The sequence below is a fragment of the Bacillus sp. PS237 genome (genome assembly GCF_037963345.1).
GTDB classification, from domain to species: domain Bacteria; phylum Bacillota; class Bacilli; order Bacillales; family Bacillaceae; genus Bacillus; species Bacillus subtilis.
On sequence record NZ_CP150156.1, the window covers coordinates 3,921,790 to 3,937,018 of the forward strand.

Here is a 15,229-nt window from a genome sequence, read left to right on the forward strand (position 1 = left end):
GCTAAAATAAGACAAAGGAGATGATTGGAAATGAAAGAAGAAATCATTGAACGGTTTACTACATATGTAAAAGTCGATACACAGTCCGATGAATCCGTTGACACTTGTCCTTCCACACCCGGCCAATTGACATTAGGAAACATGCTAGTTGATGAATTGAAGTCCATCGGCATGCAGGATGCAGCCATTGATGAAAACGGCTATGTCATGGCAACTCTTCCCTCCAATACTGAAAAAGACGTGCCGACAATCGGCTTTCTCGCTCACGTCGACACCGCTACAGACTTTACCGGCAAAAATGTGAATCCGCAAATCATCGAAAGCTATGATGGAAAAGACATCGTTCTTAACGAACAGCTGCAGGTCACCCTGTCACCTGATCAATTCCCTGAGCTGTCCGGCTATAAGGGCCATACACTCATCACCACAGACGGCACCACCCTTCTCGGCGCAGACAATAAGGCCGGTATCGCTGAAATCATGACAGCCATGGATTACCTCATCAAACACCCTGAAATCAAGCACGGCACAATCAGAGTCGCCTTTACGCCTGATGAAGAAATCGGAAGAGGGCCGCACAAATTTGATGTGAAACGGTTCAATGCATCCTTTGCCTACACGGTTGACGGCGGGCCGCTCGGCGAGCTTGAATATGAAAGCTTCAATGCCGCTGCCGCAAAAATTACGATTAAAGGCAACAACGTACATCCCGGAACAGCTAAAGGAAAAATGATCAACTCTGCGAAAATCGCGATGAAGCTGAACAGCCTGCTGCCGGCAGACGAAGCGCCTGAATATACGGAAGGTTATGAAGGCTTCTACCACCTGCTGTCGATTCAAGGAGACGTAGAGGAAACAAAGCTCCACTACATTATCAGAGACTTTGACAAAGAGAATTTCCAAAACAGAAAAGAAACAATGAAGCGTGCCGTTGAAGAACTTCAAAACGAATACGGGCAAGACCGGATTCTGCTGGATATGAACGACCAATACTACAACATGAGAGAGAAAATTGAACCTGTCATCGAAATCGTCAACATTGCCAAGCAAGCGATGGAAAACCTCGGCATCGAACCGAAGATTTCCCCCATCCGCGGCGGAACCGACGGATCACAGCTGTCCTACATGGGGCTTCCGACGCCAAACATCTTTACAGGCGGGGAAAACTTCCACGGCAAATTTGAATACATCTCAGTTGACAACATGGTCAAAGCCGTAAATGTCATCGTTGAGATTGCAAAGCAGTTTGAAGCGCAAGCATAACGCCAAAAGCCAGTCCAAAAAAGGACTGGCTTTTTTGTGTGAAAATGAAACATTTTAAACACGTCCTCCGTAAAACAAGTATCAACAAATGAGGAGGAAAAACAATGACAAAACATGCAATCGCTGCCAAGAGTCTCTTGAAAAAATGGATCATTTCCAGGCCGCTTAACATGAAAAAGAAATCCAGCCCATTTCAAAAAATCAGAAAAATGTTCAAACGCTTCTTCAAATAAAACATCAAATCCCCTAAATACAATCCGTATTCACCCGTACCGCCCAAATGCTCCGTAATTTGGGTTTTTTGTGTTCAATTCCGCAAAATAGGGTATAAACCAAACAAGCAAGAAAACAGCACCCAAAAACAGGTAATTCGAATTACGTAAACTTAGGTTAAAAGTTATATAAAGGAATTTATTTTATCGTCGATAGTAACTATAGAACCAATCATCAACAAGAGCAAACAGCGTAATTCAAGACTATTTTCAGGTCATCAGGTAATACTGTTTTAGAGGGACAGTTTCTTGTTATTTATTGATTTAGAATTTTTTGAATACTTTTTGGCATTTTATCCGTACAATAGAGAGTACCAAAACTTTTTTTGGGAGGTATGTAATATGATCCTATTTATTATCATCGCATTATGCGGCTATCTTCTTTTTTCTTTCAGCAAGGACAATCGCCGCAAACCGCAAAAGACAAGCCCTCTGCCAGCAGCCGCACCTCATCACAACAACCTAATCGACCTTGACGCCATCCGCCAAAAACGCCGGATGCATCTTTCCTAATTCTATATTTCAAACGAAAAGGCTGCTGAATCACGCAGCCTTTTAAAATTGTTTTGATTTAGAGCCTGAAACCTTTTCGCCACCTATCCGTAATTTCATACAAGGCAAACCCAAAGGAGACTTCAGCAATGATCGAGTTATTTATGAAACAAAAAATGTTCTCATTTAAAGATGCATTTCACATTTATGACCGGGATGAACAAGAAACATTCAAGGTGGAGGGGCGTTTTTTCTCGTTAGGAGACTCATTACAAATGACAGACTCATCTGGGAAAACGCTCGTTTCCATAGAACAAAAACTAATGTCTTTATTGCCGCGCTATGAGATTTCAATTGGCGGGAAAACAGTTTGTGAGGTAACGAAGAAAGTAACGTTTTCCAAACCGAAATTTGTGATTTCCGGGCTTAACTGGGAAATAGATGGTGATTTATGGAGGGATGAATTCCAACTGACGGACGGGGAAAATGTCCGGATGTCAGTGAGCAAAAAGTGGCTCAGTTGGGGTGATTCCTATCACTTGCAGATTGCATACGAGGAAGATGTTCTGATTTGCACTGCCATCGCTATCGTGCTTGATATGGTTTTATATAACGATGAAGATGAAAGTATTTTCTAAAAAGCATTGACAATTGATCCAAAAGTAATAATATTAAGATAATTGAAATCTGAATATGAAGTTGTACCTTATCAAGAGAGGTGGAGGGACTGGCCCTATGATACCCGGCAACCGCTGTTTCAAACAGAATGGTGCTAAATCCTTAAGAACATTGCGTTCTTGCAGATGAGGCGGAGATTTGATCGTTCAAGCTCTTCCTTACACAAAGGAAGAGCTTTTTACATGCTTAATATTTCAGAAAAGAGGCGAATAACATGGCTCAACAAACGAATGTTGCAGGACAAAAAACAGAAAAACAACGCAAAGCACCTTTCCGCGCCGATCATGTCGGCAGCTTGCTTCGTTCCGTTCCGGTAAAGGAAGCCCGGCAAAAAAAAGCGGCTGGTGAGATGACAGCGGAACAGCTTCGTGATATCGAAAATCAAGAGATCACCCGCATCGTGGAAAAACAAAAAGAAATCGGTCTCGATGTGGTAACAGACGGGGAATTCCGGCGTTCCTGGTGGCATTATGACTTCCTGGAAGGGCTTGACGGTGTGGAACCGTTCATCCCGGCTGAGGGGATTCAGTTCCATAACACAAAAACGAAAGCGCGCAGCATCAAAGTGACGGGAAAACTCGATTTTACGAGCCACCCAGCGCTCGGTGATTATCAATTTTTACATGAGATTGCCGGTAACGCGACGCCAAAATTGACCATTCCCAGTCCAAATATGCTGTTTTTTGGCGAAAAGGCGGATAAAGGGATTTATGACGATCAAGAGGAATACTTTCATGATATGGCCCAAGCGTACAAAAAAGCAATCAAAGCCTTCTATGATGCTGGCTGCCGTTATCTCCAGCTTGATGATACGTCATGGTCTCTCTTCTTTGAGGACAAAGGCAGAGAGGTTGTCCGGGCGCTCGGCGGTGATCCAGAAACATTGCCAGCCATATTTGCCAAAACAATTAACGATGCCGTCGCAGACCGGCCTGACGATTTAACGATCACAATGCACATTTGCCGCGGCAACTTCCGCTCAACCTGGGCGGCATCAGGAGGGTACGACGCTGTAGCGGAAACGATTTTGGACGGCTTAAACCTTGACGGCCTTTTCTTGGAATACGATGATGACCGCTCCGGAAACTTTGATCCGCTCCGTTTTGTGAAGCGCAAGGATCTGCAAATTGTGCTCGGCTTGATCACATCGAAATACGGCGAGCTTGAAAATCCTGAGGATGTGAAACGCCGTATCAATGAAGCCGCGCGTTTTGTCAGCTTGGACCAGCTATGCCTGAGCCCGCAGTGCGGTTTCGCCTCTACAGAAGAAGGCAACCTTCTGACAGAGGAGCAGCAATGGGCAAAGCTGCGCCATGTCATCGACATTGCCAACGATGTGTGGAGATAATCTATCATTGACAGAAATAGAAAATGTGTGAATAATAGATACTATCAGAAAATTTAATAAAAAGGTTTTCCTTATCAAGAGAGGTGGAGGGACTGGCCCTGCGATACCCGGCAACCGCTGTTTAACAGAATGGTGCTAAATCCTTTAGAGCAATGATTGCTCTTGAAGATAAGGTTGAGATTGTCACGCAAGCTCTTCCTTATCCAAAGGAAGAGCTTTTTTATATTTGAATGGAAAGAAGGAATGGACAACATGTCACAACAAACAACACCCGCAGAACAAAAATCACTTCAAAGAAAAAAACCGCCGTTTCGCGCGGATCAAGTCGGAAGCCTGCTAAGATCTGAGCCCGTCAAAAAAGCGCGGCTGCAAAAAGCGGCCGGCGAAATGACCGCTGAGCAGCTTCGCCAAATTGAAAACGACGAAATCATCCGCATTGTGGAAAAACAGAAGGAAACCGGCCTGAACGTCGTGACAGACGGTGAATTCCGCAGAGCATGGTGGCACTTTGATTTCCTGGAAAACTTAGATGGCGTTGAGCCGTTTACTCCTGAGCAAGGCATTCAATTCCATAACGTACAGACAAAAGCACGCGGCATTAAAGTCACAGGCGATATCGACTTTTCAACTCACCCAATGCTTGAAGATTACTCATTTCTCCATAGCATTGCCGGTGACGCGACGCCAAAGATGACGATTCCAAGTCCGAATATGCTGTTTTTCCGCGGAAAACTGGAAAAGGATGAATACAAAAACGATTATCAACTTTTCCAGCACGATGTATCCAAAGCATATAAAAAAGCGATTCAAGCGTTTTATGACAGAGGCTGCCGCTACCTCCAGCTTGATGATACAGCGTGGGCCGTTTTCTTATCAGAAAAAGGCTTAAAACAAATCGAAGCGTTCGGAACAACGCCTGACGAGCTTCGCCAGCTGTTTGCGAAATCCATTAACGACGCGATTGCAGACCGCCCGGATGACTTGACGGTAACCATGCATATTTGCCGCGGCAACTTCCAGTCCACTTGGACAGCGGAAGGCGGCTATGACGCAGCAGCCGAAACCATTTTTGACGGCTTGAATCTTGACGGACTTTTCTTAGAGTATGATGATTCACGCTCAGGCGGATTTGAGCCGCTCCGTTACGTAAAACGGTCTGATCTTCAGCTTGTTCTTGGCTTAGTGACATCTAAATTCGGTGAGCTTGAAAATCCGGATGACGTGAAACGCCGTATCGAAGAAGCGTCCCGTTATGTAAGCTTAGACCAGCTTTGCCTCAGCCCTCAATGCGGATTCGCTTCAACTGAGGAAGGCAACAAGCTGACTGAAGAACAGCAATGGGCGAAGCTCCGCCATGTGGTTGAGATCGCTAATGATGTTTGGAAATAAGCAAAGAAAAAAACACACTTGATTCCCTAGCGGAGCAAGTGTGTTTTTTATGTCATTGTGCGGTGTAGCCCCCATCAAGGACGACAGCCTGCCCAGTGACGCCCTTCGCCTTCTCGCTTGCCAAAAACACGGCATAATCCGCAATTTCCTTGACGGAAAGCAGTCGCTTTTGCGGCACAAGCGGAAAAATGACTTGTTCAAGTACAGAGTCGTAAGGGACATTTCTAGTTTTCGATAGATCGCTAAGCTGATTGCGTACAAGCTGGGTATCGACATAACCCGGACAGAGCGCATTGACTGTTATGCCGTGGGGCGCGCCTTCCAGCGCCCCTACTTTTGTGAGTCCAATGACGCCGTGCTTGGCGCTATTATAAGCGGATTTCCCTGCAAAGCCCACTAATCCATTAACAGACGCAATATTAATGATTCTGCCAAACTGCTGTTTTTTCATGATCGGAAAAACATGCTTCATTGCAATAAAGGGAGCCGTCAGCATGACCTTGATCAGCTGTTCAAAGGTGTCTGTCGGAAACTCTTCAATCGGAGCGACGTGCTGAATACCGGCATTGTTCACCAGAATATCCAAGCGGCCGTATTGTTTTTGGATGACGTTCACCGTATCAGCAACTTGCGCTTCCTTTGTCACATCATACGGAATGGCCGCCGCGTCAAAGCCTTCTTCTGCAAGCTTGGAGGCTGCTTTTTCACATGCTTCCGGACGGAGGTCTGAAACGATGACGCTGGCACCTTCCCGGGCGAATTCTCTTGCGATTTCGAATCCGATTCCGCCGGCAGCCCCTGTCACCAAAGCGACTTGTTTTCTCATGTCAAACACCTTCCCATTAAGAATTGAGTACAGACTGGCTTACAGCGAAATCAGCTTCTGTTTTTTCATAAACCTCTTCAATTGTGACACCATCCTGAAGCTCCGTCAGTGTCATGCGGCCGTTCACAAAATCAAATACAGCCAAATCCGTAATCAGCCTGTGTACGACTTTCTGGCCTGTCAGCGGAAGGGAGCATGTTTTTTTCACCTTTGATTCACCATGCTTATTGACGTGCTCCATGATGACAACGATTCGTTTCGCCCCGTTGACGAGATCCATGGCGCCGCCCATCCCTTTTACCATTTTGCCCGGGATCATCCAATTGGCCAAATCCCCCTGCTCCGAAACCTCCATTCCGCCGAGAATAGCTAAATCGATATGCCCGCCTCTTATCATCGCGAATGACTCAGCGCTGTCAAAATAAGAGGCGCCTGTCACTTCAGTGATCGTTTCCTTTCCCGCATTGATCAAATCCGCGTCTTCCGTTCCTTCCAGAGGATAGGGGCCAATTCCGAGCAAGCCGTTTTCCGACTGAAGCATGACGTGAACGCCATCGGGTATCTCATTTGCGACAAGCGTCGGCATTCCAATCCCGAGATTCACATTCATGCCGTCCTTGATTTCTTGTACAGCCCGTTTGACCATTCGTTTTCTCGCTTCCTTCACTTGGCCTCACCCTTTCCCGATGCTTGCTGAACTGTTCGTTTTTCAATCCGTTTTTCTTGGCTCGCGCCAAGCACGACATGCTGTACGTAAATTCCCGGCGTATGGATGTGATCTGGATCGAGCTCTCCTGCTTCCACGATTTCTTCCGCCTCGGCAATCGTGATCTTGCCTGCCATGGCGGCAATGGGATTGAAATTTCTCGCCGTTTTCCTAAAAATCAAATTGCCCATGGTGTCCGCTTTCCACGCTTTGACGATCGCCACATCGCCGGTAATGCCTCGCTCCAGCACATAAGTCCGGCCGCCGAATGTTTTATGTTCTTTTCCCTCGGCTATGGAGGTGCCGACGCCTGTCGCCGTATAAAATCCCGGTATGCCTGCACCGCCTGCACGAATTCTCTCAGCGAGCGTTCCTTGGGGAACAAGCTCTACCTCAAGCTCTCCGCTTAAAAACTGCCGCTCAAAAATTTTATTTTCACCGACATAGGAAGCGATCATTTTCTTGATTTGCTTGTTAGCCAGAAGCAAACCAAGCCCCCAGTCATCGACTCCGCAGTTATTGCTGACAACGGTTAAATCCTTTACTCCCTGATCTCTTATAGACAAAATGAGCTGTTCAGGGATGCCGCACAGCCCAAACCCTCCCGCGATCAGCGTATCCCCATCATGAATCAGTTTCGCAGCTTCCTTGCTTGATGACAGCACTTTTCCCATATTGATGCCCCTTTCGTTTTCTTCTACACTAGACCAGTCAGGCTGTAAATCGCGATCACAGCAAATACGGCAGCCGTTTTAATGAGCGTGATCGCAAAAATATCGCGATAGGATTGCCGGTGGGTCAAACCCGTCACGGCCAGAAGCGTGATAACGGCGCCATTATGCGGCAGTGTATCCATCCCGCCTGATGCCATTGAAATGACCCGATGCATCACCTCTGGCGGAATATTGTAAGCCTGAATCGCCTGTAAGTATTGTTCTGACATCGCGCTTAACGCAATGCCCATTCCTCCCGAAGCCGAGCCGGTGATTCCCGCCAGCGCAGTTGTCGTAACGGCGCCATTTACAAGCGGATCGGTAAAAGTATGTGAAATTCCGCTGCTCAGCTTATGAAACCCCGGCAGCGCGGCGATAATGCCGCCGAACCCGTACTCAGCACCCGTATTCATAGATGCCAGCAAGGCGCCGCCAATTCCTTCATTCAGCCCTTCCTTCAATTGGGCAAACACACTTCTCCAATCAAATAATATCGTTGTGATGATGCCAATCACTAAAGCAATCTCCACCGACCAAATAGCAGCCGCTGAAGAAATATCAAGCCTGCCGAACTCCTTTAATCCTATGGAAGAAAAATCAAATCCATTCGGATACCACTTTGGCAGGTAAATGGTGAAATATTTATTCACTGCACCGACGAGAATAAGCGGGACAAAGGCAAGCGCGTGCCGAATCGGGCTTTTGTCCGGTTCAGCCGCGGACTCAATCGATTCAGGAGCAGGAGCATTCTGCGAATCAAAACCGCCATAGCCTTCGCCAGATGCCTGCGCTTTCTTCCGCCTTGATTCCAAATAGAGCATCCCAGCTGCCAGCACAATCACTGCGCCCATCAAACCCAGCCAAGGGGCGGCATAAATGTCTGTTTTGAAAAACGACGTCGGGATGACATTTTGGATTTGCGGCGTTCCCGGAAGTGCGTCCATCGTAAACGTAAAAGCTCCTAAAGCAATCGTACCCGGGATGAGGCGTTTTGGTATGTTTGCTTCTTGGAACATGTTTTTCGCAAAAGGATATACAGCAAATACGACAACAAACAGGCTGACACCGCTGTACGTCAAGACAGCACCCATCAGCACAATGGCAAGTATCGCTCTTTTTGCCCCGACAAGCCGGACAATTGTTTTCGCGATTGATGCCGCAAGCCCGGCCATTTCAACGACCTTTCCAAAAATAGCACCGAGCAAAAACACTGGGAAATACAGCTTAATAAAACCCGCCATCTTCTCCATAAAAATTGATGAAAAAAAAGGAAGCACATGGCTTGGATCTGTCAGCAGCACCGCGAATAACGCGCAAATCGGCGCAAACAATATGACAGAAAATCCCCGATACGCCGTAAACATCAGCAAACCTAACGCCAATAGAATGATGATCAGTTCCACACACACATCCCCCGTTTCCGCGAACTAGAAAGCGTTTACAAAAACCTGTCCGCATCGGCTGTTTCCGTCCCCTTTCCATATGTACGAGAAGCGTGGGCCAACTATTCCGATTAAAAAAGGAAAGCTCCTTTTTTCGGAGCTTTCCTCTACCATTCATTTCATTCCTATTAGGATATCAACATCAACCGTAATATCGGCTGATTTCATCTCTTTCAGCAGGCTGACTCGATCTTTCGGCGCCGACCAGGCAAGCGGCGTCATCTTGAGAAGCCAGTGGATCGCCTGCTGGTCAAGCGTTTTAACATAGCGCAGCCTGACAGGACGGCTGTGTGCTGCATTTGCTGTAAAACGCTCAACTGCTGCCGTATTGGAATACGTGCGCCTTGGTGAATCAGTATATAAAAATTGCCTTAATTCTATTAAATAGTCGCTTCGCGGCACTACTTTTATGAGCATGCCATCATTCTTCAGCAGTCTATGAAACTCTGCATAATTGGACGGCGAAAAAATAGACAGAACAACATCAAATTGGCGATCATGAAAAGGAGCACGCGCCACATCGGCAACCGCCCACATCAGATCTTTGAATGCCTTAGAAGCTTTTAAGATCCCGTCCTTCGAAAGATCTATGCCGGTTCCTATCGCTGCTTTCCCTGCATAATCAAACCCGCAAAGCGCATTCAAATGAGAACCCTCACCGCAACCGCTGTCCAAGATGGTGAATGCCTCATGACCAGATTTGGGATGACTGATGAGCTCTGCAATCGCATCATGGAGCGGGTCAAAAAAACCACATTCTCCAATCAGCCTGCTCCTCGCTTCAAAAAGCTCGGCACCGTAACTGGTTTTGACCGGCTTCGTCAGAAAGTTCACGTAGCCGTGCCGAGATAGATCAAATGTATGTCCTCGTTCTGTACAAATCAAGCTTTTCCCTGATGCCGCATCCATAGAAGAATCGCAGAGCGGGCATCGAAACATGCTGAAATCAACTGTTCGCTTCATGATAAAAAACACCCCATTCATTCATTTTTAGATAAATGAAAAAGGCATAGACAAATAAACCTAGGCCTATCTCAAAAATTGGCCAGGTCTGGCAGTTTGTCTACACCTGTCATTATCTATAACGAATGAATTGGATAATCATGAAAAAAACTCCCTTTCTGCTGTATGGGTTTCCCCGTTTCCATCATACAACAAATATCCAGGAGCTGGAACCTTATAGTGAAGAAAAATCAGTACTGACATGCTGGTATCCCGCCAACATCATATCAGCATAGCAATCCAGCATGTTTTTCCTTTATTTTCTCATTTTAGAATATAAATTTTATTATTGTGAAAATAGTTAAAAAGGTTGATTTTCAAAAAGTGAAAGGATAAAATACTGCTATCATCTTAGAAAAAGACATTCTTGTATATGATCAGTAATATGGTCTGATTGTTTCTACCTAGTAACCGTAAAAAACTAGACTACAAGAAAGTTTGAATAAATTTGAACGAGTTGAAAAGGACAAGTTCTTTTCTGTTTGCTCTTATTTTTCACACTTTCTGCACTTCCAGAATTTGTGAAGGATAAGAGCTTTTTTTGTTTCCATAATAACCCTCATAGGAGTTGCTATCATGTACTTTTTACTAAACCTTGTCGGTCTCATTGTGATTATGGCAGTTGTATTCCTATGTTCTCCGCAGAAAAAGAAAATCAAGTGGCGCCCGATCATTACGTTAATTGTTCTGGAATTGCTGATTACTTGGTTTATGCTGGGAACAAAAGTCGGAAGCTGGGCCATCGGTAAAATCGGTGATTTCTTCACTTGGCTGATTGCTTGCGCCAGTGACGGTATCGCGTTTGCCTTTCCGTCAGTGATGGCGAATGAAACAGTAGACTTTTTCTTTAGTGCGCTTCTTCCAATTATCTTTATCGTCACATTCTTTGATATTTTAACGTATTTCGGCATTTTGCCTTGGCTGATTGATAAAATCGGATGGGTGATTTCAAAGGCTTCCCGCTTGCCGAAATTAGAAAGCTTTTTCTCTATTCAAATGATGTTCCTTGGAAATACCGAAGCACTTGCGGTCATCCGCCAGCAGCTTACGGTTTTAAGCAACAACCGCCTGCTCACATTCGGTTTAATGAGCATGAGCAGCATCAGCGGCTCCATTATCGGATCTTATCTTTCAATGGTGCCTGCGACATACGTGTTTACAGCCATTCCTTTGAACTGCTTAAACGCGCTGATTATCGCAAACCTGCTGAATCCTGTTCACGTGCCGGAGGATGAAGATATCATCTATACACCGCCTAAAGAAGAGAAGAAAGACTTTTTCTCTACGATTTCTAACAGTATGCTTGTCGGCATGAACATGGTTATCGTTATTTTGGCAATGGTGATCGGATATGTCGCATTAACGTCAGCAGTTAATGGCATTCTTGGCGTTTTCGTACATGGCCTGACCATCCAGACAATTTTTGCTTATCTGTTCAGTCCGTTCGCATTCCTGCTTGGACTGCCAGTGCACGATGCGATGTATGTTGCTCAGCTGATGGGCATGAAATTAGCAACGAACGAGTTTGTTGCGATGCTTGACTTGAAAAACAATCTCAAATCCCTTCCGCCTCACACCGTTGCGGTGGCGACGACATTCCTGACGTCCTTTGCAAACTTCAGTACTGTCGGCATGATTTACGGCACGTACAATTCGATCCTTGACGGAGAAAAGTCAACGGTCATCGGGAGAAACGTGTGGAAACTGCTCGTCAGCGGAATTGCGGTATCTTTATTAAGTGCTGCGATTGTCGGCCTGTTTGTGTGGTAGAAACATTGAGCCATATCCCTTTTCGGATATGGCTCTTTTCATTATTGATAAATAGAGGCTGGCACCTGCACATCCCGGATTCCCGCTGCATAAGGCCCCAAGTCATACTGGCCGAAGACGATGGCGATCCCGTTTGCCGTAAAGTAAAACATTGTGTCTCTGTTTAGGGTTATATCCTCTTTCTTTACATCAGAGAAAAACAGCACATCGTGTTTTTTGATATAGCTATATAGGTAATCTCTCGTTTTGCTGACTTTTGTTTTGGTGTTCAGAATCTGATCCAGCGTCACCCGCTTTTGTGCTTTCAAGTCATAGTTGAAGGACTGGACAGACGTTAGACCGTGGGCGCCCCCTGAATAGATATAATTGAGTGTTTGAATGCTGAGCTTGCCTGCCGCATTGTATTTGACGCTGAAGGATGTTTGATATTCCCGTTTTAAAGCCCTGCTGTTCGCCTGCTTTTTTGTTTTTCAGGTATTCCTGATACGATTGTTCATGTAGGCTTTCAGCTCTTGATTGATTTTCTTTTCAAACGCGGCATTCCCGACGTGATGCACTTGTGGATACGTTAACTCCTTGATCTTTTTGTACGTATGGGTGCTGACAGTCGGTGTTTTCGCTTGAACTGCTTTTAAAGATGGGGCCGCATATGCAAATACAGAAAAAAGCAAGACTGCAATGCCCGCGGCTTTCAGCATGTTATTCCATTTCATACAATCTACTCCTTTGATGTCGTTGTTTATCATTCCCTTATTTAAGCAATACACACTTTTATAGACTGATTAAATCGAAAGAAGTTTCTAGGTCTAACAGCATGATTTTTCCAATAAAAAAAGAGACACAGGATGTCTCTTTTTTTACTGTTTGCGCCCAGAAATCGCTTCATGAAGGGCTTGTGCCAAATCTGTATTTCCGAACATCTCTAATACCGCAATGACAGTCTGGTCCGGAATGTGCTCTGCTTCGTGTTTTGGCACGACCAGATCGTCCATGGTTTTTTTCAAGCTTTCATTCAGCTTTTGCTGCGGATACGCTTTGGCGTACAGCTCCATCGGATCAAGATCATGGTTCACGCACCACTGGGCAAACACCAAAATCATCATATTTTCATCGCGTTCGTAAGCTTCAGTGAGCTGTTTTTCGTTCATTTGTCATGCTCCTTATGAAAAGTATCTTCCTTAAAGATACAGGAGCCGATCAAATTCGTCTATCCCAATGGCGATGAGCAGCAACCGCATCGATAAATGCCTTGCTGAAAGCGGTGTAGTCAGGTTCATCTTTAGCCGTTACGATGCCTAGCCCCTCTGTTGTCCCGACAGAGGATTGAAGAAGGTCAATTCCTTCATTTGCCGCACCGATCGCCTTGTAGTGATTGTAAGCTTCTCTGATAAACGCCATCGCTTGTTTGTTGTCTTTTAACTCCAGTCCTCCTGCGGCATAGACGGCATCATACAGAACAGAATCAACCGTCAGGAACGTGCCGCTGGCCTCAAGCTGCTGTCCGCTGCCGCTTGTCATATACCCCAGATTTTGACTGATGATATCCACTGTGATTCCTTCTTGCTTTAAGGCTTCCAGTACTGTTTGCAGCTCTTTTTCATGAAATCCGTTTCCGGCGAGTACAGCGACTTTTCTTGTTGACGCGGTTTTCACTGTACGGGCTTGGCTTAACGCAGGCGAAGTAAGAATTTCTTTAGATGCTTTACGCTTCGCGGGCGCCGCCACGCCTACTCCTTTGGCGATTTCTTCTGCTAAATCTGCATCGACATTGCTGAAGACATCAACGACCTGCCGCTGTACGTCTTTGCTTTTGACCTTCCCGACCTCGAAGCAGAAAGCAGAAATGATGTGCTGTTTCTCCACAGGAGACATGCTGTTCCAGAAAAGCTTCGCCTGTGAGTAATAATCGTTGAAGCTGTCGCTTCGCTGGCGGATTTTTTTGCCCTCGACTTTTTCCTGATAGTGGACGTAGCCGCCTTCTTCAGCTGTCGCAGGCGACGGATCATTGTTTTGCAGTGAGTTTTTATGATAAGCGACAGGTCCCTTATTGATCGTCATCCGGTGATAGCCGTCGTATTGGTTGTTATGGAATGGACAGACCGGCCGGTTAATCGGAATCTCATGGAAGTTCGGGCCGCCAAGACGGATGAGCTGTGTATCCGTATAAGAGAAAAGCCGCCCCTGCAATAGCGGGTCATTGGTAAAATCGATGCCCGGCACGACATTTCCCGGGTGGAATGCGACTTGTTCTGTTTCCGCAAACACATTATCCTGATTGCGGTTCAGCGTCATTTTTCCAATGATCTTCACCGGCACAAGCTCTTCCGGCCACAGCTTAGTTGGGTCAAGAATATCAAAATCAAACTTGAATTCATCTTCCTCATCAATCATCTGCACGCCGAGCTCGTATTCAACCTTGCCGCCGTTTTCAATTGTTTCCCACAGGTCACGGCGGTGGAAATCTGGATCTTTCCCGGCAATTTTTTGCGCTTCATCCCATACGAGAGAATGCACGCCGAGCACCGGCTTCCAGTGAAATTTCACGAAACGTGCCTTTCCTTGTTCATTGACAAAACGGAACGTGTGAACGCCGAAGCCTTCCATCATTCTGTAGCTGCGCGGGATGCCTCTGTCAGACATCGTCCACATCACCATGTGGGCAGACTCAGGGTTATTGGCGACAAAATCCCAAAATGTATCGTGAGCAGTCGCAGCCTGAGGCATTTCATTGTGTGGCTCAGGCTTAAACGCGTGAACCAAATCCGGAAATTTGATTGCGTCCTGAATGAAAAACACCGGAATGTTATTTCCCACAAGGTCATAGTTTCCTTCTTCAGTATAAAATTTTGTCGCAAAGCCTCTGGCATCCCGCACCGTGTCTGCGGAGCCTTTAGAACCCGCAACCGTAGAAAAACGGACAAATACCGGTGTCTTCACCGAAGGGTCCTGAAGAAATTTGGCCCGTGTGTATTCCGTCATTGGTTCGTAAACCTGAAAAAAGCCATGCACGCCAAATCCGCGCGCATGCACAACGCGCTCCGGAATCCTCTCATGGTCAAAGTGCGTCATTTTCTCCCGGAAATGAAAATCCTCCATCAGCGTCGGGCCGCGAACCCCGGCTTTTAACGAGTGCTCATCCTCTGACACTCGCAAGCCTTGGTTTGTCGTCATTTTCTTCCCGCTGTTATCGGTCCTGTACTGCTCAAGCTGCTCGTCCTTTGAGTGTTCATTTACACGTTTGTTTTGGTCATCACTCATGTCTGCTCCCCCTTTTTAAAACGAAACATTCTACAGCACATTTACCCGTGGCGTTCTTCATATAAACTGC

Annotated in this window: 16 protein-coding genes, 1 pseudogene and 3 riboswitches; of the genes and pseudogenes, 7 read left to right on the forward strand and 10 right to left on the reverse strand. The window is 46.0% G+C overall.

Annotation, left to right across the window (positions count from 1 at the left end):
• The first annotated feature begins 30 nt into the window (after positions 1–30).
• The 6 genes from pepT to NST22_RS20370 all read left to right on the forward strand — a co-directional run bounded on the left by pepT (position 31) and on the right by NST22_RS20370 (position 5,442).
• Positions 31–1,263: a peptidase T gene (gene pepT, locus NST22_RS20345; protein WP_003244314.1), complete on the forward strand. Its 1,233-nt coding sequence runs from the start codon at positions 31–33 to the stop codon at positions 1,261–1,263.
• Positions 1,264–1,367: 104 nt separating this feature from the next.
• Positions 1,368–1,496: a hypothetical protein gene (locus NST22_RS20350; RefSeq protein ID WP_003243341.1), complete on the forward strand. Its 129-nt coding sequence runs from the start codon at positions 1,368–1,370 to the stop codon at positions 1,494–1,496.
• A gap of 288 nt (positions 1,497–1,784) precedes the next feature.
• On the forward strand, positions 1,785–2,048 hold the full coding sequence (locus tag NST22_RS20355) for a hypothetical protein (protein WP_010886640.1): 264 nt from the start codon (positions 1,785–1,787) through the stop codon (positions 2,046–2,048).
• 128 nt (positions 2,049–2,176) lie between these two features.
• Positions 2,177–2,665: an LURP-one-related/scramblase family protein gene (locus tag NST22_RS20360; RefSeq protein ID WP_003242923.1), complete on the forward strand. Its 489-nt coding sequence runs from the start codon at positions 2,177–2,179 to the stop codon at positions 2,663–2,665.
• 65 nt (positions 2,666–2,730) lie between these two features.
• Positions 2,731–2,837: riboswitch (SAM riboswitch) on the forward strand.
• Between the two features lie 82 nt (positions 2,838–2,919).
• Positions 2,920–4,053, forward strand: coding sequence for a 5-methyltetrahydropteroyltriglutamate--homocysteine S-methyltransferase (locus tag NST22_RS20365; protein WP_003244296.1), 1,134 nt, complete (start codon positions 2,920–2,922; stop codon positions 4,051–4,053).
• A gap of 68 nt (positions 4,054–4,121) precedes the next feature.
• Positions 4,122–4,228: riboswitch (SAM riboswitch) on the forward strand.
• Positions 4,229–4,305: 77 nt separating this feature from the next.
• Complete coding sequence (locus NST22_RS20370) at positions 4,306–5,442, forward strand: 5-methyltetrahydropteroyltriglutamate--homocysteine S-methyltransferase (RefSeq protein ID WP_003244221.1); 1,137 nt, start codon at positions 4,306–4,308, stop codon at positions 5,440–5,442.
• A gap of 52 nt (positions 5,443–5,494) precedes the next feature.
• Here the strand turns inward: NST22_RS20370 and NST22_RS20375 are convergent, their stop codons facing one another.
• From NST22_RS20375 to NST22_RS20395, 5 genes are all read right to left on the reverse strand, one after another.
• Positions 5,495–6,268, reverse strand: coding sequence for a 3-hydroxybutyrate dehydrogenase (locus NST22_RS20375; RefSeq protein WP_003244042.1), 774 nt, complete (start codon positions 6,266–6,268; stop codon positions 5,495–5,497).
• Between the two features lie 16 nt (positions 6,269–6,284).
• The gene (locus NST22_RS20380) at positions 6,285–6,935 is read right to left on the reverse strand and encodes a succinyl-CoA--3-ketoacid CoA transferase subunit B (protein ID WP_003243049.1); all 651 of its coding nucleotides are present in this window, start codon (positions 6,933–6,935) and stop codon (positions 6,285–6,287) included.
• Entirely contained in the window at positions 6,932–7,648 is a 717-nt protein-coding gene (locus NST22_RS20385) for a succinyl-CoA--3-ketoacid CoA transferase subunit A (RefSeq protein ID WP_003244373.1), read from the reverse strand. Before NST22_RS20385 ends, NST22_RS20380 begins: the two co-directional genes overlap by 4 nt.
• Positions 7,649–7,671: 23 nt before the next feature.
• The gene (locus NST22_RS20390) at positions 7,672–9,090 is read right to left on the reverse strand and encodes a GntP family permease (RefSeq protein WP_003243205.1); all 1,419 of its coding nucleotides are present in this window, start codon (positions 9,088–9,090) and stop codon (positions 7,672–7,674) included.
• 153 nt (positions 9,091–9,243) lie between these two features.
• Positions 9,244–10,092, reverse strand: coding sequence for a methyltransferase domain-containing protein (locus NST22_RS20395; protein WP_003243947.1), 849 nt, complete (start codon positions 10,090–10,092; stop codon positions 9,244–9,246).
• Positions 10,093–10,478: 386 nt separating this feature from the next.
• Positions 10,479–10,580, forward strand: a riboswitch (purine riboswitch).
• A gap of 127 nt (positions 10,581–10,707) precedes the next feature.
• Here NST22_RS20395 and NST22_RS20400 point away from each other — a divergent pair.
• The gene (locus NST22_RS20400) at positions 10,708–11,901 is read left to right on the forward strand and encodes a NupC/NupG family nucleoside CNT transporter (protein WP_003227216.1); all 1,194 of its coding nucleotides are present in this window, start codon (positions 10,708–10,710) and stop codon (positions 11,899–11,901) included.
• 41 nt (positions 11,902–11,942) lie between these two features.
• Here the strand turns inward: NST22_RS20400 and NST22_RS20405 are convergent, their stop codons facing one another.
• The 5 genes and pseudogenes from NST22_RS20405 to NST22_RS20425 form a co-directional block, all read right to left on the reverse strand.
• Complete coding sequence (locus tag NST22_RS20405; protein ID WP_009968386.1) at positions 11,943–12,191, reverse strand: RsiV family protein; 249 nt, start codon at positions 12,189–12,191, stop codon at positions 11,943–11,945.
• A 54-nt stretch (positions 12,192–12,245) separates the two neighbouring features.
• Positions 12,246–12,347, reverse strand: a pseudogene (locus NST22_RS20410) (DUF3298/DUF4163 domain-containing protein); the annotation flags it as partial.
• 24 nt (positions 12,348–12,371) lie between these two features.
• Positions 12,372–12,614 (reverse strand): hypothetical protein, encoded by a 243-nt coding sequence (locus tag NST22_RS20415; protein WP_003243694.1) that lies wholly within the window; start codon positions 12,612–12,614, stop codon positions 12,372–12,374.
• Between the two features lie 144 nt (positions 12,615–12,758).
• On the reverse strand, positions 12,759–13,049 hold the full coding sequence (locus NST22_RS20420) for a hypothetical protein (protein ID WP_003242704.1): 291 nt from the start codon (positions 13,047–13,049) through the stop codon (positions 12,759–12,761).
• Between the two features lie 49 nt (positions 13,050–13,098).
• Positions 13,099–15,159, reverse strand: coding sequence for a catalase (locus tag NST22_RS20425; protein WP_003243331.1), 2,061 nt, complete (start codon positions 15,157–15,159; stop codon positions 13,099–13,101).
• Positions 15,160–15,229: the final 70 nt, after the last annotated feature.